The sequence below is a fragment of the Vibrio phycocola genome, from assembly GCF_053850235.1.
The window spans coordinates 268,402-288,168 of record NZ_JBSQDJ010000001.1 but is presented as its reverse complement, the minus strand read 5'-3'; the positions used below and the strand labels follow the sequence as shown (position 1 = coordinate 288,168).

At 41.9% G+C, this 19,767-nt stretch carries 18 protein-coding genes; 5 read left to right on the top strand and 13 right to left on the bottom strand.

All coding sequences use genetic code 11. The annotated features are described in order from the left end of the window. The first annotated feature begins 32 nt into the window (after positions 1–32). A complete protein-coding gene (locus tag ACWU4D_RS01325) occupies positions 33–1,604 on the top strand; it encodes a phospholipase D family protein (RefSeq protein ID WP_456049570.1) in 1,572 nt (523 codons plus the stop codon). Between the two features lie 71 nt (positions 1,605–1,675). Here ACWU4D_RS01325 and ACWU4D_RS01320 read toward each other — a convergent pair whose 3' ends face one another. Both ACWU4D_RS01320 and ACWU4D_RS01315 read right to left on the bottom strand, forming a co-directional pair. Further along, positions 1,676–1,921: a DUF1127 domain-containing protein gene (locus tag ACWU4D_RS01320; RefSeq protein WP_456049569.1), complete on the bottom strand. Its 246-nt coding sequence runs from the start codon at positions 1,919–1,921 to the stop codon at positions 1,676–1,678. Between the two features lie 3 nt (positions 1,922–1,924). Beyond that, a complete protein-coding gene (locus tag ACWU4D_RS01315) occupies positions 1,925–2,128 on the bottom strand; it encodes a hypothetical protein (protein WP_456049568.1) in 204 nt (67 codons plus the stop codon). Positions 2,129–2,233: 105 nt separating this feature from the next. Between ACWU4D_RS01315 and ACWU4D_RS01310 the strand changes: the two genes are divergently transcribed. Then, a complete protein-coding gene (locus ACWU4D_RS01310; RefSeq protein WP_456049567.1) occupies positions 2,234–3,094 on the top strand; it encodes a LysR substrate-binding domain-containing protein in 861 nt (286 codons plus the stop codon). A gap of 243 nt (positions 3,095–3,337) precedes the next feature. Continuing rightward, positions 3,338–4,978: a sensor domain-containing diguanylate cyclase gene (locus ACWU4D_RS01305; protein WP_456049566.1), complete on the top strand. Its 1,641-nt coding sequence runs from the start codon at positions 3,338–3,340 to the stop codon at positions 4,976–4,978. 13 nt (positions 4,979–4,991) lie between these two features. Here the strand turns inward: ACWU4D_RS01305 and ACWU4D_RS01300 are convergent, their stop codons facing one another. The 3 genes from ACWU4D_RS01300 to ACWU4D_RS01290 all read right to left on the bottom strand — a co-directional run bounded on the left by ACWU4D_RS01300 (position 4,992) and on the right by ACWU4D_RS01290 (position 6,720). Further along, entirely contained in the window at positions 4,992–5,315 is a 324-nt protein-coding gene (locus ACWU4D_RS01300) for a DUF202 domain-containing protein (RefSeq protein WP_456049565.1), read from the bottom strand. Next, entirely contained in the window at positions 5,312–5,686 is a 375-nt protein-coding gene (locus ACWU4D_RS01295; protein ID WP_456049564.1) for a YidH family protein, read from the bottom strand. The genes ACWU4D_RS01300 and ACWU4D_RS01295 overlap by 4 nt, the downstream gene beginning before the upstream one ends. 119 nt (positions 5,687–5,805) lie before the next feature. After that, a complete protein-coding gene (locus tag ACWU4D_RS01290; RefSeq protein ID WP_456049563.1) occupies positions 5,806–6,720 on the bottom strand; it encodes a LysR family transcriptional regulator in 915 nt (304 codons plus the stop codon). 96 nt (positions 6,721–6,816) lie between these two features. Here ACWU4D_RS01290 and ACWU4D_RS01285 point away from each other — a divergent pair, with 96 nt between their 5' ends. Beyond that, positions 6,817–7,539, top strand: a complete 723-nt coding sequence (locus ACWU4D_RS01285; protein ID WP_456049562.1) for an NAD(P)-binding oxidoreductase — start codon at positions 6,817–6,819, stop codon at positions 7,537–7,539. 18 nt (positions 7,540–7,557) lie between these two features. Here the strand turns inward: ACWU4D_RS01285 and ACWU4D_RS01280 are convergent, their stop codons facing one another. From ACWU4D_RS01280 to ACWU4D_RS01245, 8 genes are all read right to left on the bottom strand, one after another. Continuing rightward, complete coding sequence (locus ACWU4D_RS01280) at positions 7,558–8,058, bottom strand: GNAT family N-acetyltransferase (protein ID WP_456049561.1); 501 nt, start codon at positions 8,056–8,058, stop codon at positions 7,558–7,560. Positions 8,059–8,116: 58 nt separating this feature from the next. Beyond that, the gene (locus ACWU4D_RS01275; protein WP_456049560.1) at positions 8,117–9,181 is read right to left on the bottom strand and encodes a hypothetical protein; all 1,065 of its coding nucleotides are present in this window, start codon (positions 9,179–9,181) and stop codon (positions 8,117–8,119) included. 103 nt (positions 9,182–9,284) lie between these two features. Next, positions 9,285–9,689 (bottom strand): DUF1801 domain-containing protein, encoded by a 405-nt coding sequence (locus tag ACWU4D_RS01270; RefSeq protein ID WP_456049559.1) that lies wholly within the window; start codon positions 9,687–9,689, stop codon positions 9,285–9,287. Between the two features lie 324 nt (positions 9,690–10,013). After that, entirely contained in the window at positions 10,014–12,092 is a 2,079-nt protein-coding gene (locus tag ACWU4D_RS01265) for a DUF4962 domain-containing protein (RefSeq protein ID WP_456049558.1), read from the bottom strand. Between the two features lie 227 nt (positions 12,093–12,319). Further along, positions 12,320–14,197, bottom strand: a complete 1,878-nt coding sequence (locus ACWU4D_RS01260; protein ID WP_456049557.1) for a hypothetical protein — start codon at positions 14,195–14,197, stop codon at positions 12,320–12,322. A 177-nt stretch (positions 14,198–14,374) separates the two neighbouring features. Continuing rightward, positions 14,375–17,569, bottom strand: a complete 3,195-nt coding sequence (locus ACWU4D_RS01255; RefSeq protein WP_456049556.1) for an EAL domain-containing protein — start codon at positions 17,567–17,569, stop codon at positions 14,375–14,377. A gap of 1 nt (position 17,570) precedes the next feature. Continuing rightward, entirely contained in the window at positions 17,571–18,665 is a 1,095-nt protein-coding gene (locus ACWU4D_RS01250) for an ABC transporter substrate-binding protein (RefSeq protein WP_456049555.1), read from the bottom strand. A gap of 201 nt (positions 18,666–18,866) precedes the next feature. After that, positions 18,867–19,115 carry a DUF1289 domain-containing protein gene (locus ACWU4D_RS01245; RefSeq protein ID WP_456049967.1) on the bottom strand — a complete coding sequence of 83 codons (249 nt, stop codon included), beginning with the start codon at positions 19,113–19,115 and terminating at the stop codon, positions 18,867–18,869. 200 nt (positions 19,116–19,315) lie between these two features. On the opposite strand from ACWU4D_RS01245, the gene ACWU4D_RS01240 reads away from it, so the two are divergent. Continuing rightward, complete coding sequence (locus ACWU4D_RS01240) at positions 19,316–19,741, top strand: META domain-containing protein (protein WP_456049554.1); 426 nt, start codon at positions 19,316–19,318, stop codon at positions 19,739–19,741. Positions 19,742–19,767: the final 26 nt, after the last annotated feature.

Sequence of the window (19,767 nt, the reverse complement as noted above, 5' to 3'; positions counted from 1 at the left end):
TCATTATAAAAATAGTGAGTTTGGTTTTCGTTATGCATACAAGACAAGGTTTTCTAAGTTTGAAACGACACAGCATTAAAATACTGACTATCATCACAAGCGTTTTGTTAATTTCAGCGTGCTCTCCCCCAACGGAACGAATTGAACAAACCACTGAGGACTTTTGTCAGGAAGTTACGTTCGATAATAATAACGCTTTTACCGAACTGCTGACCCCGTATTCGTCCCAACTTGAGGATAACAAAACTGGCGTCTATGTATTAGAGCAAGGAACTGAGGCCATGTTCACCCGAGCATGGTTAACTGAACACGCTCAAAACACTATCGATGTGCAGTACTTTATTTTTTCTACCGATAATATTGGATTATTGGCCATCGACTACTTGGTTAGAGCGGCTGAACGTGGCGTTAAGGTCCGTATATTGGTCGATGACATAATGCTAGAAGCGAGCGGTGACGAGCTATTAACACTCAACGCTCATCCTAATATTTCGATTAAGATCTACAACCCACTCGCCAATGTAGGGAAAAATATCGTCCAAAAGCTGACGAACCTAGCGCTTCACTTTCATGCGTTTAACCAAAGGATGCACAATAAAACCTTTACCGTCGATAGCCTTGTTTCCATTACCGGTGGACGGAATGTTGCCGATGAATATTTCGGCTATGACCATGAGTACAATTTCAGAGATCGAGATGTGTTGGTTCTTGGCCAAACTGCAAAGACCATCGAGCATTCATTTGAAGAGTTTTGGCAAGACAGTTTAAGCGTTCCCGTTCCCGAGCTGTTAGAAGTTGAAGATTCTCAACAATCACCACCCAACTTTGAGCGCTTGCATCAATACGCCTGTAACCCTGAGAACTTTCTTCCTGAAATTAGAGAGCAAATTAATGCGATGCCACTGGCGTTTAAAAAAGCGGTACAAGATGGCGATTTACATTGGCTGGATAATGTCGAATATGTCTCCGACGTGCCGGGAAAAAATGATGGCAAAACCTTTCTCGGCGGCAGTGGGCTTTCGACACAGAGGTTGATCGAGCTACTTGAGCATGCCGAAGACTCCGTAACCATACAAACGCCCTACTTGGTGGTGACCGATGTCGGAAAGTCGATATTAAAGGCGCTAATAGAAAAAGGGATTGAGGTAAAAATCCTAACCAATAGCTTGGCGTCTAACGATAACTTAGAAGCCTTTAGCGGTTATCAAAGAGAACGTAAAGCCTTGCTCGAAATTGGGGTGCGCATTTTTGAATTTAAGCCCGATGCCCATATTCGAAAAAAGGTGATGTCAAAAGAGATGCAGACCCAGTTGACCACGACGCCTATTTTTGGTTTACATGCCAAGTCGATGGTGATTGATGACCATATCACCGTTATCGGCACCTTTAATATGGACCCGCGTAGCGCAAATCTAAACACCGAGAGCATTACAGTGATCCCTTCACAAGCGATAGCAACGAAAGTGAAAGCGTCCATGTTAGTTGAGATGCAACCCGAAAACGCATGGGAAACTACCCTGCAATGGAATCCTGATTCTGAAGTCAATTTAGGTAAGCGATTGAAAGTGAAATCGCGAATTGTGGTCCCGAAGAGTATTTTGTAAAGCTCGATACTTTATATCGGATATTACAGAAGAGAGCTTATCACTCTCTCTTCTGTTTTGTACCAACCCACCTATTTTCTCCAAAACGGTTTACGTGATTCAATGATGGCCTCTTGATACGACACACCAATGTCTTCAAGAAACTGAGGATTCAGGGCAAGTTGCTTTAATGTTCTTCTCTGTTTTGCTCGTTCAAACCAAAGCTGAACACGTCCACCCGTTTTACCTCCTTCAATTGTCATCAAATTGGAGAGGTTCAATTGAGACTGCCTTTCAGCGAAGAGCACACTATTTCTATTTAGGTTTAATGTTCTCATTCTTCATTCCCCCTTGCTGAGGTTGTTGGCCAATACCTGTTCAGTACACGTGCGAGCAATGCCAGATTTGCTCCGATTTTGGTACCAGATGATGTCGTTTTTCGATAAACAATCCGCATGATTTACCTGTGTCTGATCGGTCTGTTGAGATAGATAAGCAGGCGCTAAAACGGTGGTAAATACGATGGCGGCGAAGAGTGTTTTCATGTTTCTATTCTCCCTTGATTGAATAATTATTAATCTAGGCCTTTGACAAACATTAAACAAACGAATAAATTTAAACTTATACATCAATTTTGTTGAGGTAACAAAATGGCGGATAATCTCGATACCGAATTACTGCGCACACTGATCGCCATCGCCGACACAGGAAGTTATGCCGGCGCAGCAACCACGGTACATCGCTCTCAATCGGCGATCAGCATGCAGGTCAAACGCTTAGAAGAGGTGGTAAAGCAGCCCATCTTTGAAAAACAAGGACGGCGTTCAGTGCTTACCTCACAAGGTGAAAATCTATTGCTCTATGCAAGACGTATTGTCAAATTACAAGATGAGGTCATGTCGACTTTGGCAAACCCTGAAATACAAGGCGAAGTACGCTTTGGTGTGTGTGATGACTACGTGACAAGCCTTATTCCGCCTATATTGGTGAGCTTTGCGGAGAAGTACCCAAATGTTCACATCAAGCTTCACTCACTCAGCAGTAGCCAATTAATTGAACATACCCTGCAAGGCGAGTTTGACTTCTCATTAGTGAACTTATTCGCCAACGAGGCAAACTACGAAGTTTTAGTGACCTGCCCGCTTGTTTGGGTGAGTTCGGTTAACAAACTTACGCATGAGCAGTCACCGCTTCCGTTAGCATTAGAAGGGGCTTGTCGTTGGGGAAAATGGGCTCAGCAAGCTCTTGATGATGCGGGTATTAACTATCGTCTCGCCTATTCATCGCCCAGCCACGATGGTGTATCGGCGTTTGTTCATTCGGGCCTTGCGGTTGCGGTGATGTCTCAAATCACAGTCACACCCGATCTTCGGATCCTAAGAGAAGCCGATGGTTTTCCTGCGCTGCCTCAAACCTCGATTGGTTTAGTCACAAAACCCACACTGCTTTCTCCCGCAGCACGAGAGTTGATAAGTCATATACGTGAGGAAATTAAGGTGGAAATGAGTTAACTAAATGAACATTTTGAGACATTAGTCACCTCTCCGTGAGGCTGATAGTATCCGCTATATACAACCTAATTCAACAATGTATATTAGTTACTCCTTTATTGACCAAACGCTTTCTTACTGCTACCGACTCAAGGTATATTATGCTTAGGCTGCATTGAAAAGGCCTGCTATCTTTATCCAAATGTTGCGATAGAGACACCGATTGAAAAATGACAAGCAATAACATCGAATTACGTGGTATCAATGGAATCGACAATTAATACATATCAATCCAACAAACAATTGTTTGAAGATAAGTCGTTTGAAGCAATCGCTATCTATGACGATCTCCAGTATTGTGTCGATATCAATCCAGCATTTACTCGAATCTTTCAATATTCTCCTGATGAAGTAATCGGAAAGCAGCCGTTTTTTTTAATCGACACCGATGATTTACCCATTGTTATGGAGCGATTAGAACACGAATACACCTCGTCCTATGAACTTAAATTGGTGCGTAAAGATGGCTCAAAGTTTATTGGGTTGCTTCAAGGAGAAACTGTTGAAATCGGTGGAAAAAAACATCGAATAACCACCTGCCGCGATATCAGCGATATTAAGGAAATACAGAGACAACTTGAACGAAAAAACGACGAGTTTCATTCGATGTTCAATAACTCTCTAGTCGGTATCGCGCTGGTCGATAAGCATCGTAATATCATCATTGCAAACCACACCGGAGCAAATATTCTTGGTTATGATTGCGCCGAACAGGTGATAGGAAAAAACCTGCAAGAATTCCATATATCACAAGAGATCGCCAATGCGTTTACCAAGCTCTATACCGAGACAATCTTAGAGAGAAAAATCGTCACATCAGAAGTTCAATTTAAAAAGAAAGACGGCTCTATTATATGGATAAGTGCGTCTGGCTGCCTCGTCTCTCAACAAAGCCCACCCTCACTCGACCAGGGTGTTGTTTGGGTTATTAACGATGTTACAAGGCTAAAGCAAGCTGAAATCGATTTAAACGAAGCGTATAACGAACTTGAAGTCATATTTAACAATGCGCTTGTGGGAATACTTGTCCTTAAAGATGGACGTTGTATTCATCGGATGAACCAAACGTTTGCCGATATGATTGGTGGCACAGCGGATAAATGGATTGGTCAGTCAACCAAAGGTTTTCATCTTGGCGAAGAAGCCTTTGAGGAGTTTGGTAAACGGTTTTATGCCAGCCTGACGACTCAAGAAGTATCGGAAGCTGAGTTTCAAATCAAAGATAAAAGTGGTAAGTCGATATGGGTATCCATCTCTGGTAGAGCCATTGATAAGAATATTCCTTCGGATCTAAACAAAGGTGTGATTTGGGTTATCAGAGACATCAGTACTCGGAAAAAGATGGAGAGAGAGTTAATCGCACTTTCTCGCACCGATGATCTTACTCAAGTGAGCAATCGTCGATTTTTTCTCGAAAGTGCCACTAATAAAATCAAAGTCATAAAGCAGCAACAAATAGAGCTGTCACTTATGATGCTCGATATTGATCACTTTAAAGCGATCAATGACACCAAAGGTCACTTCACGGGTGACCTCGCACTGCAACTCTTTGCGGAAATCTGCAAACGTTTTGTTCGCCCGCCCGATTTACTGGGAAGGCTTGGCGGCGAAGAGTTTGCTCTCATGCTGCCTGATACCTGTCTTGAAGAAGCAAAAATCATTGGTGAACGCATTCAATGCTCTTTGGCTCAAGAATCTAACAACCACGATGTAATTCCACCAATGACTGTTAGTATTGGTTTGATCGAAGTTTCACCAGATGAAAATATCGAATCCGCCTTGCGCCGAACTGATAAAATGCTCTACCAAGCGAAAGATAATGGTAGAAATCGCATTGAGTCCTAAGGGTTGGAATTTCTTAATTAGAAATAAAGTCGCTCACCATAAACAACGCAAAGATAATCGAACTAACAATAACTAGAGCCGACGTCAGCAGTTTTATCCGATATTCAGCCGTCGACACACTCTCATCACATCCAAATTCTTTCGAAAAGCGCTTTTGTGTATAAATCACACTCAAGATTGAGCACAGAATCATCGCTATGCCCGTAATTTCCAGTCCAATAAACCCATGTTGTTCACCGACTTTAAACTGCATAATACCGACCCCAATAATGATCAATTGAGTTCTTAGCCACGCCATCGAAGTGCGTTCTGGTTGAAGTCCGGGATCTCGGTTCATAGAGCAATCACGCAGATAACAAACAAGGTTAGAACGAGCATAACACCGCTGATTAACTTCAAGAAACTGGTATAACCAAGCTGACTATTGTTGCGGATTGCTTTCTCGTTTGCAGACCATCGACGGTAGGCAAATACCGCTAATAATCCAGAGCATAAGCATAAAAATGCCGAAAGCATGATACGAATACTTGGGCTCGCCAATTCAGGAGTAAGTTGATCAATGCCGATCGCGCCCGCAAGTAAGGCTAAAGCGGTTCGAATCCAGGCGAGATAGGTTCGTTCGTTTGCTAGGGAGAAGCGATAATCCGGCGCACAGCCCTCATTTCGCCAATTATTTTTACGGGAGCGTTTTAGTCTACTTAATGCCATCGCCTACTCTATCAATATGGTTTATTAATCCAGGAATCATTAATAATAACTCTATCGTGACCAACAATTAGATAAAAGGCTATCAGTTTTTACATTTAGCTGTAATGTTCTGATTGTATTCATGACTTTTCGCAATCTAGAAGATGTTGATACTCAGTTGCAAGCAAGTCGAACACTCTTCGAATGTGTAAATTTGTACGCAGTTCCTCATGGCATACGAGCCAAACAGATAAATGTATCGGTGGTACTAAAGTTTCAAACGCCCTTTGTATTTGAGTGTCCCGAGCACCAACATCTTCTGTTAAGTATACTAAGCCTAAATGTGCTCGGCATAATTCAATTTGCATCGGTTGAAATGACGTCGAAAGCTTAAAGTTACCATCATGTAGCTGCCAGCCATGGTGATTAAGTTGTTCGATAATTTGATGATTTTGGCCAAAACCAATAATTTGTAGATCGTCTTGGATGTCCTTCGTAGAACGACAGTCCGCAAAGGCCGACAAGTACTGATGAGTACCGTACAAGTTAACGCGTTCTTCCCCAAGTTTTCGCGCGATAAGGTTGGGCTGAGTTGGCTTCACATTGCGTATCGCGATATCGGCTTCACGACGCTTTAAATCACTGACATCATTGGTCACGAGCACTTCGATGGTGATTTTGGGCTCTGCTACTCTTAACTTCGCTAGAATCGGTGGCATCCGATACGTTGCATCCAGTTCACATACCGAAATAACAACGGTTCCTTCAATATCCTCTGAATGCCCTTTCGCAATCATTGAAAATCGACTCGCTGCTTCCCCCATATCACGGGCTACATTGAGTAACTCAACCCCACTCGACGTGAGTACCAATCGATGTCCCGAGCGCTCGAATAGTGACACGCCAATTTCACTTTCTAACGCCAATATTTGCCGGCTTAACGTCGGTTGAGTCATGCCCAGAGCCTTAGCGGCCGCAGATAACGTTCCTTCTTCAGCGGTTACTAAAAAGGCTCTAGTGCGATTCCAATCAAAACATATCGAAGACCAATTCATACAAATACGCATACCTATATACTATTTTAGCCAATTTAAATTACAAATATGTATAGATATAGTACCCCTTAATCTATTCAACACAAGGAAAACATAATGGCCGTTTTAGTTCTGGGGGCAACAGGCGCGACAGGAAAACAGGTGGTTAAATCACTGCTAAATAAAGGGGAAACCGTGAAGGTTATCGTACGTTCACTCGACCGACTGATGCCGGAGTTTGTGAATCATGACAAGGTAATCGTTACGCTCGCTAATGTGCACCAGCTTTCCGAAAATGACATGAAGGAGCAACTGCATGACTGTACCGCTGTAGTGTCTTGTCTCGGGCATAACTTAACATTTCGTGGAATCTACGGTCATCCTCGGTGTCTGGTTTCCGATGTCACCACCACCGTTTGCCAAGCGATTAAGAAACTGAATCCGAGTTTACCGATAAAGTTCATATTAATGAGTACCACAGGATATCAAAACCATTTACAAAATGAGCAAGTCAGCCTCAAGCACCAAGCCGTCATCGCACTGCTTCGCTGCCTGCTTCCACCGCATGTCGATAATGAAAAAGCCGCCAATTATCTGTTACATAGCGTTACTCAATCTACAATTCCAGTTGAATGGGTCGCGGTAAGGCCGGATAGCTTGGTTGATCAGGAAAGCGCATCGGCTTATGAGGTTTATCCTTCTCCGCTGTCTGACCCAATATTTCAGAGCCAACAAACGAGTCGAATTAACGTCGCTAGGTTTATGGTGGATTTGCTAAACGACGCCGAACTATGGAATCGTTGGAAAAGTAAAACACCCGTTCTTTATAATAAAGTTTAGAGGGATCAATCGCGCTGACTAACCACAAACACATTTCATCAACTGAATGTCGCCGATATCAGTGGTGAATCCATGCGCTTCATAAAATGGGACCATTACCGGAAGGCAGTACAATTCGAATTGTTGAACATTCTTCAACAATTCGTGGTCTTTCACTTTCATAATTAGCGATTGCCCAAGGTTTTTACCACGATATTTTGGGTCTACAATGACATCAAAAATTATTGCTTTGTAGACCCCATCACTAAGTACCCGAGTAAAGCCAATAAGGTTGTTCGACTTATCAACAATTCCGATAATAACAGTGGAGTTCTCAACACACGTTCTTGTCCCTTCTATGTTTCGATCTCTCGACCACCATTCGTTTTGATATAATGTCAGAAGCTGTTGTAGATGCCCCTCCGTTAACTCGCTTATGTACTTCATCATCATTCCTTTGAACGTGTTACTGCCTTTAGATATATCAAATGATTTGTAACGCCAATAATTGTCGTATTCATCGTCTTCTCCCAGACTCATTTGCTCGCCTTTAAGGTTAGCTTCGTATTAGAGCGGGAGTCCAATTATCTTGTTATAACTAAATTTCGTGGATCACATTTGTTTTCATTATAAATTTAAGAAGTGAGTATCGAATGATCCTTTCCATACCAATAAATGTAGGTGACCGCTTGATAGCTCTTTTCATGTCTTTATCTTCCAGTACTGGTGTTCCATGGTGCACTTCTTCATTATTATTTAAATAGTCAACAGACATCCAGCCAGAGGGCGTTTTTCCTGCATGCACATATTTACTTCGTAAATTATAAGCAGCTTTCAATCGTTGTTTGATATCAGGTTTAGTTAACTTTTCAAAATCATGCTTCGACTCAGTTCTCTCGAAAAACTCATCATCTAAACAGTCGATTAAAAATTTGCAGAATGACTCAGAAATGCCCATTAATTTCTTGCTTACTTTCTTATGAAGTTGCTTGCCATCTTCACCTAGTTTTTTGAGCTTTTCTAGTAGTTGCTTGCTATCCTCATCGAGGAGATCGTCAGTGTCGTATTTAAAAAATGAAGCTAATATTTCACCAGCTGTAATTAAGCTAAGAAATGCAAGCTCAGGGTTTTCTTCGACTATACGAAGAGACTGAACATAAAAGCGCCCTGCGTACCAAAAAGTCGACTGAGCATCAACAGTTTCCTCATCATTTTGAAATAAAACGTCTTGTATTAGATTTATGTTCTCAAGGTTTAATTCTATTTCATAATCAACTCTAGGCTTAGAACTGTTTATAGTAAGACTCTTGTTATGTATTTTATTGTTTGAATTAAGATCCGGAAGGTAAGCCCATCCATGCTGTTGCAAAAGACCATGAGAGTCGAATACTTTCCCAAAAAGTACTGATAATGCAATGCAGAAGTTCTCTCCAATTTGGCTATAGTCAGGAATTACTACAGTGTCATTTTTATACTCCGGAGTTTCGACTGTCACCTCGATGTACTGCTTGTAAGTCCTTTCATCTTTTCTCGCCGATTTCACACCTAAATTTTCATTAACAACGACAGCTCTAAATGCATCATGTTCGTAATGACCAATAAAGTGAGATGGAGTTGAAATCAAAAGCTTTGTAATGTCTTTTCTAGGCATCGAAAGTGCCATATTTACTCCTTAGTTATAACGCCCGCCATAAACGGCGCGAGGAACGAGCGTCCGGCGACCGTAGGGAGCGAATTTAATGGCTTTGTTACGTGTTTCCATTACCTCAAGCTCCGAGCAAAGGGAGGTGTTTTAAACTATGATATAACAGCGCCATTTCCAGGCAGTGGCTTAATGGCCCGCCCCCAGTAGACGCACTTAAGGGAATAACAATAGCTCTTTTTCCCTCATACTCGAATTCATCTGGGTAAATCTCCTTGAAAGTCTCGATCAAGATAGTCTGGCAATGAAAATATACCTTAATGACATCTGGGTCTTTTGGCTTCCAGTCCATTCGAATCGTGCTGCCGCTTTTCACAAGGTAACTGGCTTCACCCCACTTGAGAGTTTCTTCAACTGCACCTAAACCGTTTTCTTCGGCGACGGTAAGAATTAGTTGACGAACATTTTCAAGTTGCCTTTGAGCCTCTATCGGATAGGAGGCAAATTTAGATTCTATTTGAGGCTTCACGCAGTCTCCGGATAAGTGACATCTTTAATAATATGCCGGCTCGTATTCACAGGCTAACTTTATAGCTCCAAAAACCGCCAACCAACTGTTTTATATTGGATAAACATTAAACTTCCACCCAATTTACTACCAGAAAAACGACCAACTCAAAACGCCTTTCAATTTTGGCATGTTATCCCAATGATACTTGTCCTTAACCTAATAATATGTAACATGTCTCTCATATTGTCTCTAGAAAAAAGAGACTCGCTCAAACCTTTGTGGCATAAAAAAACCACCGACGATGCGGTGGTTTCTCTTATTATTGTAAATGTAACGCTGAACTTACAGCTCGATAACTACTGTTTCACCATCAACTGTTAGTTCTAGAGTATTACCAACAAGTTTTTGAGACACTTCAACTTGAGCGCCAGCGTTCTTGTTAGGAACCAATAAAGTTAAGATGTTGTGCTCTTTAGACGCTTTGAATTCAACTTCCACATGGCGGTGAATCTCAAGGTCTTGATACTCATATGGGTCAACGTCACCAAACCCTTCAACGTTCTTAATTGACACAATACCGTCGACAGAATCATTGATAAAGTTAACGTCTAAGTGTGCTTTCTCACCACGAATCGCGAATGATTTTTCCGCAACTTCGTTGGTAAACGTCGTGTGCATTAGCCACGTCATATCTTTCTCTTCAGACAGCGTTGCTTTGTCTTGCATCACAAACACTTTACCTTTTACAAACCAAATTTTACGCTTGTAAGATTCGATTTCCGGTACGAAGTACTTATAAGAAGCCGTTGCATCACCTTCAACCATCTTCACGTCAGACTCGGTATCGTAGTCTGAAATGTTGCCGCCCGCTTCAATACAGAAACGATCTTGGTGATTTTCATAACCGGTGTTTTTGTTCTCGCCGTACTGACCTTTACCACCAAACAATGGCAAGTTTTTCGAGAACGTTTGACGACGCCATTTAGTGTGCATATCCACACCGAAACCACCGTAATAACCCGTGATTGCCGCAAGCGTTTCACCAAATGCATGAAGAGTAAATGCGTTTTGGTCGCCGTGTGAGTGGCTGATAGAACCAAATGGAGAACACTTAAACACCATGTGAATATGGTTATCACGCTCTGTCATCTTGTTGTGGAACGCCGCCCAGCCTGTGATTGGGAAGACTTTCAACAAAGGATCGTTCGATGGCGCCTGCTCTTCTGGGGCATCCCAAAGAATATTAAAGCGAAGATCATCGTAACCAAAGTCCCACCAACCGAAATTGTAGAATTTAGTGTGCGCTTCAGTATCACGACCTTTAAGCTGGTTGTAATACCACACGTATTCCGGTTTCTGGTTCACACCTGCGTAGTGCTTGATGTTATACGCCAGTTTCAAACCTGGGAAATCACCGATCGACGATTGGTCGCAGAAACTTGCACGTTGTGAATGCACAGGCATGCAGTAAAGCGGGAAATCACCAGTGTTTTCGTAGAATGTTTTGTTGAACATATCTACGCCACAGTACGCTTTTAGTAGATCGAACGCTTCGCCTAAGAATGCGGTTTGTGTGTTCCAGTAGTCAGGACCTTCAGCCCAACCGCCATCTTCGCCGCCCCATGGTGGGTAATGAACTGCGTAGTATTCTAGTGCGTATGCAATGTACTCGCCCGCTTTCGGGTGGTCATGATAAAGCGCGATACACGTAGGAATAATTGCAGAAGAAATTGAACGAACACCGTGACTGTTTAGCGGGTTATTCAAAAGATCGACCGTTACTTTTAGATGATGCATGATTTCATCTAAACGAACAATCAGGGCATTTTTAACCGTTTCACGTTCTTCATCGGTGAAGTGCGCGTTTAGCCAGTCATAACCCCAAGCCATCGCCGCGATAACACGGAATGCCGCTTCATCGTTATAACCACGAGATGTCACACCTTCTGGATCGTACGTTGCCAGTTTCAATGTCCACGCTTTTGCTTTTGCGATCAGCGCTTCATCTTCATTTACGATACCTGCAATAGTAAGATTACGCGTTGCGTTCATCGCCATTTGACAATCAACGTACATCTGACGCCAGTATGGACGCCACAATGACGCCTTACCTACAGTCTCTTCAGGATAAGCCTGAGGCTCGTCATACGGTTCGGTATCGAAAAACTTCTTAGTCGAATTATTGATAAAGTCATCGTACATGCAGTAGCTTGGGTCTGCTTTTACTTTCGCTTTAAACTCTGCAAGATCATTAGCTTGGATAAGTAAGCGTGGGCGCTCTACTGCAAGGTTGTCTAAAAATGAAAGGTCGAAGTCTCTTTTCTGAACTTCGATTGGCATAATATCAACAAGGTTTCCTGCTGACGTGTCATTTTCTAGCTTTATCTTCCTGATGGCATCAAGAGATTTTTGATCGCTCATACTGATTCTCTTCTTCAAATAAAAAGGGGTGGTAAGTCGTGGATATAGGCAATTATGCTATTGTATTATTAAATGGCATGATGTGTAAAACATCACAGCGGTAATTTTATTGAATTGAATATAAATTGAACACAAGGTGAGAGGTGGATCACATGCATACTGATGAATTAGAGAATTGGAATTTATAAAGGTGATCGTATTACTATGTGGACATCCACTTATTCGACTTAATATAAATATACAGCTCCAGATTTTGAAGCGTCATCATTAGAACGGATTATCTCTGAACCATCGGTCAAGATTTCAGATACACTGTTACTTTCTTGATGTGCCCCAACCGCTAACGTATTCCCATCTTCACTTAATGCAAGACTGTTTCCAAAGTTATCGCGCGAACCTGTATTAGATGCCTTTATATAAGCAGTTTGCTCCCACCCCGATATGCCGTTACTAAACATGTACACCGCGCCTGCATTTTGTGAATAATAGTCATCACTAATGTTGACATCATTAATGATACCAACTCCACCATTGTCTTCCATATACGCACCAACGGCGAGCGTACTGCCATCTCGGCTCAACATGACATCGTTTCCAAAGTTGTCGCCAGAACCAACATTCGAAGCTTTAATGTAAGTCGTTTGATCCCAGGTGCCACCACTGTTTTCAAACAAATACACGGCTCCTGAATAATTTATGGTACTCGAATCAGAAAAATGGATAGTGGAACTAATACTATTAAAATTATTGTCTTCCCAATAGGCTCCCACAGCTAGCAGTGTTCCATCACCATTGAGTGAAACACTATTCCCAAAATAATCTAATCCTTGCGCATTCGACGCTTGAAGCAGGTCAACCTGCTGCCAACCACTACCGTCACTATCACTAAACAAATAAACCGCTCCGGCATCATCAGCACCATATTTATAAGTGCCAACTGCTAACGTTACGCCATCACTATCAAGTGAGATGCTATAGCCAAAATTATCACCAGCAATTGGTGCGGAGGCTTTAATATAGTCCGTCTGTCCCCAGGTTCCACCGATATCACTAAATAAGTAGACCGCGCCAGATTCTGCAGCGGCTTCATTATAAGTGGCATCAATACCCCCTTGGCTACTGTCTTCTTTGTAAGCACCAACTGCTAAAATATTTCCGGAGTCATTTAACGCAATACTGTTGCCAAACTCATCACCACTACCTAGATTGGACGCCTTGAGGTAAGCCACTTCGTCCCAGATGTCATTCTCGTAGTTAAATACATAAACTGCGCCAGAACTCGAATCTGTTGCGCCCACATTATCCTCAAGAGGAGCACCGACAGCTAATATTGTCCCATCAAGATTTAGAGCAATACTTTCTCCAAAACGGTCACTCGCATCGGAATTTGACGCTTTGATGTAAGCCGTTTGTTCCCAACTTCCATTGCTTTGACTAAAAAGATATACCGCGCCAGAATCGCCAGCGGTATTGGTATCTGTAAAGCCGAGTCCCATGGTTACGCCTTGTTCATCATTCTCCTCGTCACGCGCCGAAACGGCTAAGGTGTTTCCATCCCCACTAAGCGCAACTTTATAACCAAAATAATCATTCGCTCCCGAATTTGACGCTTTGAAGTAACCGATCATTTCGGTAATAGATTCTGAGGTAAGGTTATCCTCAGAAGAAAAAACTGAACTGTCACCAGCACTGGCGAGTACGAAATAATCAGCCACCAATGCCTCCGCCAAACTATCTACGGTTGCTGTGGTGGTTAACACATCGATTACTGAAGCAAGCGTATTGCAGTTCTCGGGATGGTCAGCATCTTTCTTACACACTGTGTAAGTTACCCCTAGTTCCTCGGAGGCTGAAGTCCAACTAACGGTAATCGCTTTGGCGTCAAGTGACGACGCAATGATATCGGTAAGATTGAATGCTTCCAGTGTGATAGAAGATTCAGTAGTGTCGATGTGCTCGGAAGTGTATTCAGTATCTGCGGTGAACTCAGTTTCAACATTATCAGAAAGATAATCAGTACCCGCTTCAACGAGATCAGTATCATCACAACCTGATAATAAGAAGGCTAGTAAAACAACACTATAGTTTTTATCACACAAAATCATTCACAAGCCTTCATATTCTAAATGAGTATCTATAATCTCAAATCGCCCAACTAATTATTCTCAATATTAGTCAAAGATTTTTAGATTAAGACCAAGCAATAAAATACCAAATTATCAGTATGTTACTGTGTTCATTGAATATAGACTAATTTGTTGTGTGGTACCTATTTTCTGTCGTTAATCGAATATAATATCCGCTTGAGTGCCCCATTTATTTGGATTGAGCTTGTTCCACGTTTCGCTCTGTAGCCATTCTCCAATCCAATCAGGAATGTCTTTTCCAAGCATTGGACGAGAGATACCAAAGCCTTGCGCTAATTCACAACCAAGCTGTAACAAAGCGTCGCCATGTTCAATCGTTTCAACGCCTTCAGCAATAACTTGACGTTTAAATGCCATTGCTAACCCAATCACGCCCTGTAAGATCGCTAAGTCATCGGCATCATCAAGCATGTCTCTCACAAAGCTTCTATCGATCTTAAGCATGGCAACATTCAAGCGCTTAAGGTATGTCAGCGATGAGTATCCTGTACCGAAGTCATCGAGAGCAAACGACACGCCAATCCCAGCACACTCACCAATCACTTTCGATACCAGATCCATGTCTGCTAATGCACTGGTTTCAAGTACTTCAATCTGCAATTGGCTAGGGTCAACGTTAGGGTACTTGTTCAATATTGAAGTTAGGCTAGAGACAAAGCTTTCTTGCTGTAACTGACGAGCGCCAACATTTACACTCATTTCTAATTGATCTAAACCAGCGCGTTGCCATTCATCCAATTGAGCTAACGCCGTTTCGATAACCCATTCACCGATGTCGACCGCTAAAGGATGATCTTCGATGATTGGTAAGAAAGAGATTGGCTCCATTAATCCTTTTTCTGGGTGCATCCAGCGAATCAAAGCCTCTACTCCGACAACTTTTCCGCTGCGCATATTTACTTTCGGTTGATAGAACAGAACAAATTCGTCGTTCTCCAATGCCAAACGAATGCGATCCAAACTCTCATGGAACCAACGCAGATTACTGTCATGGTCGGCATCAAATATGTGGTAGCGGTTTTTGCCTGAAACTTTCGCCTGATACATGGCTTGATCGGCCTGACGTAGCAATTGATCGGCATCGATGTTTTGGTCTTGAGGATAATAGGTAAGTCCAATACTTGCCGATACCTGTAAATTTAAAGAGCCAATTTGCATCGGTTGTGCAGCAGCAGTAAGTAAACGACCCACTAACGGTAAGCTATCTGAAAGACTATCAAGGCCATTAAACACGGCAACAAATTCATCGCCACCGATACGAGCTAGAGTATCACCTTCACGCAATGTTTCTGTCATACGTTGAGTAAGAGTGACCAAAACATTGTCACCCATCTGATGAGAATGAACATCGTTAATTTCTTTAAAGCCATCTAAATCTAAAAATGCCACCGCCAACTGCTTGCCATGTTCTTTCGATAACTCCATCGCTTGAAGTAAACGTTCAGCGAGCAGTACTCGGTTAGGTAAATTGGTGAGTGCGTCAAAGTGAGCGATGTATTCCAATTGGTGTTGATGAACCTTAATTGACGTGATATCAGAGAAAAGAGCGACATACTGCAATACTTTTCCTTTAGTGTCGCGCACAGAGTTTATGCTTAATAGCTCAATAAAGACTTCACCATTTTTCCTTTGATTCCATATTTCACCACTCCATGAACCGACTCGATGTAATTCGCTCCATATCATTTTATAGAAACTGTCATCGTGGCGGTCTGAACGAAGAATATTGGTCTTCTTCCCAATCGCATCTTCTCGCTCGAAGCCTGTAATACGAGTGAATGCTTGGTTCACATCCAATATTATACCTTGGGTATCGGTTACAATTATCCCTTCACCAGCATTAACAAATACACTTGCCGCTTGTTGAAGCTTAGCCTCAGCTTCTTTCCTTTCGGTAATATTTCTAGAGAGCATAATGAAATGTTGGCTTTTATCTTCGCTTTTTTGCATTGCCGCGATCGACAATTCAAACCACATTTCTCCCTCTATTAAGTCTAATGAATAGATGGCACCAGACGACGAGCCATTTTTAGCCGCTTCTGCGATGGCTTCCATACATATTTGCGTCGCTTCTGGTGGCAATATTTCACCAATCAGTTTTCCAATAAGTTGCTCAGCTGAAACCACGAGCAAGTTACTATCATGGGCATGACAAAGAAGTAATCTCCCTTCGATATCGACTTCGAATAAGAGATCAGGAATAGCATCCAAAACGGCTTGCAAGTGGGCTTGAGTAGCACTGAGTTCACTGTGCATCTCATATTGTTCACTGACGTCACTAAACACAAGAACCACACCGACTATTTCACCGTCGATTTTACGAATCGGTGCTGCATTATCAGCAATTTGATACTCATGACCGTCTTGTGAAATCAAAATAGTGTGGGTAGTCAGCCCCATGACTTGACCATGCTCGATAACCTGTTGTACCGGGCTAACCGACTTTTCACGAGTCTCTGAATCTATAACATGAAAGACATCGGTTAACGGTAATCCAAGAGCGTCAAATTGAGCCCAACCAGTCATCGATTCTGCTGTTGGATTCATTCGAGTAATTAAACCTTGTTCATCGGTAACAATGACACCATCACCTATCGAATCAAGTGTGATGGCTAGGTTTTCTTGGCTATCTCTCATCCTTCGGTCTGAATTTCGGAGCCTGTCTGCCATTAAATTTACTCGCGTCGCCAAGCTACCAAGCTCGTCACCTGACTCCACCATGCAACGCGCCTCGAAATCTCCCTCAGAGATTTGTTCGACGACATTTTGCAAATGATTAACGGGACGCCCTACCATCATTCTAAGAAGAATGTACGTAGCCCCAGTAACGACGGACAAAATGACTAACACAAATATCATCGCGACTCGATAACCAAGAGCAATGGCGTTCTCAACCACTTCGCGAGTTAGAACGACATGAACAGTACCGATCTGTTGCATGTTCGAGCCTTCGTTTGAGAAGAATATCGGCTGCTCACGCTCTATAGGATCAACCAAAATTTCGTAGGGCTTAGTCGCCGCTTTTAACTCCCCATATCCCGTTGCAGATATACTCACATGAACGATTTCTGGATCTGAGATAAGTGATGCAAGTTGTTCATCAATTGCAACAAAATCGATATTCCATACTGCATATGCAATTGAACGACTGACTAACGTTGTGACACGGTCAGCTCGACGCTCCAACTCCGCTAGACGGGTTTCTCTTTCTTGTTCAATAAATACAAAAGTAAACGAGACCATTGCAATACAAACTAGAATTGCCAACCCTAACATTAACTTAGTATGCAATCGAGTTGATGAGTAACGCTTTAACTTTGATTTAAACATACTAATTAGTTCCCAAAAAAGGCGCTAAGGAAAAGGAGTAGCCATGAGGATTAGGAGATATAAATTGAGAATAAGGACTAAAATCGAGTTTATCGATATTATCGTTAATCGTATGGAAATAAGTTGGCGCATTATCAGAGTTGATAACGTGCAAATAATCCGATTTTAATCTGATACCACCATGCTGAGAAAAATCTTCGCCATTATGAAAATCATGGAGTAAAACCATCCCCCACGCCCCTATAAAAAAGTGACTTCCCATACTGACAGATATGCCCTGGTTTTCCATCTTGGTTTTTAAATAGGGTGCAACAGAAACACAACCAATTAATACATTGACACCACGCTCCTTAACAGCCTGTAACGCTCCTTGTGCCATTGCATAATTGGCAGCCCAAATAATATTGGTTTGCGGGTATCGTGAGAGTAATACTTCGGTTTTTTTTCTCGCTTCTTCAACCGCCCAGTTGCTATAAGTTAACTGGAGTATCTCCCCTCGCTCTGACTTTGAAACAAAATCCTCAACACCTAGAGCTCTCTCGAGAGCGACAGGAGCACTTCGGTCACCCGTAATACCAATGATCTGGGGTTCACGATCACCGAGCTGTCGATACAACTCATCCATCATACGAGAAACACCACTTTCCTCATTGGTTGTTATTGTTCCTATCCAATTCGAAAAGTGTTCACGTTCGTTACCGTATTTTCGACGCTGTTCGGTCGTGAGATCGTTATGAATTAAGAGTATTTTAACCGAGGTGTTGGCGAAGACTTCCATTAATCTAGGGCCAAGCAATTTTGCATTAGTAAGAATTACATAATCAGGAAGAGTCGCTCGTTTTGCCACACTTTTCGCTTGGCTTAACATCAATAGATGATCTCGTTCGGAATAGAGTATTTCGAGATCAAAACCAAAATTATTTGCTGCAACCTCCATGACTTGAGCAGTGTAAACCCAGAACATCCCTTTACCGCGGTCGGTCGGTTCGCCTGGATTAAGAAAAACAACACTAGGACCAGAAGCCGCCCACCCAAACATTGAATAAAAACACAAAGTGAAAATTAACAGCGGTTTCACCACGTTTTTAGTCTGCAAAATACGATCCTTATAACCTGCATAGTTTATTAATAAACTATAGACTAGATTTTTGAGTTATCTAGTTTACTCATGATTAAAATAGTGATTATAAACAATTAAATACCCATATTAATTATATATGTATCACTAACCGGGAAATTTTTACTTTAAGATTCATTCAGGGGAGAAATTGGAAGGGGTATTTAAACAAACTGAAGGCTAACTAAATAGATCCTTTTGTGGACTCACTTCATCTATTGCAGACTCATCAATCTTAGGTCGTGCTTTTTTGCGGTAATACCGTAATCGACACAATTTAATCACATGCAGTTTTTCTGCAGTAGACATTGAAAGCCAGCCAAAACGCTCTTTACGATTGCGCATACAACCAATACAGTAACCTTTATCATCGACCGTACAAACTCGAATACATGGGCTCTTAACATCAAAAAAATCTAATTGCTCCATAGGGTGTGACTCTCGTTTCAATAATAAATACCTTTCATATTTACCTTAATTCAATCTTCAACAAGTTTAAACCATACCTTCATCAATCAATGACTCAAATCTCATATTTACCATTGCACATCTTCGCTTCAAACAGTTTGATTTATCCTATTTTTGTGCTTATTTTTATTATCAAGATTCGATAATTATTGGTTGGTATCATGCAATTCACTGTAAAGTCTTTATGTTTTTCTGTTGCTCTAGTAGCGACGCTGTCAGCCTGTTCAAGTAATGGTGGTCAAGCTACGACTGATAACTTAGCCGCATCTCAGTGGGTTCTAGTCGAAATTGATGGCCAAGCCTTATCACTTGGACCAAATCAAAAAGCACCATGGTTAAGTGTCGATCAACAGATGCAAGCGAAAGGTTATGCTGGGTGTAATACCTTCTTTGGTGAGGCGAATATTCAAGGTGACCAATTCAGTCTACCGAAAATGGGCTCGACAATGAAATTGTGTAATAAAGCTCAAAATCGATTAGATAATAAGTTAAGAAAAGTGTTAACTGAATGGAGCTCCTTTAGCGTAAAAAATGATGAAATGGTGTTAATAAATCGAGATCACTCCCTGACGTTTAAATCAAAGTAAAAGTAACGCTAACCCTTTGATTTCAT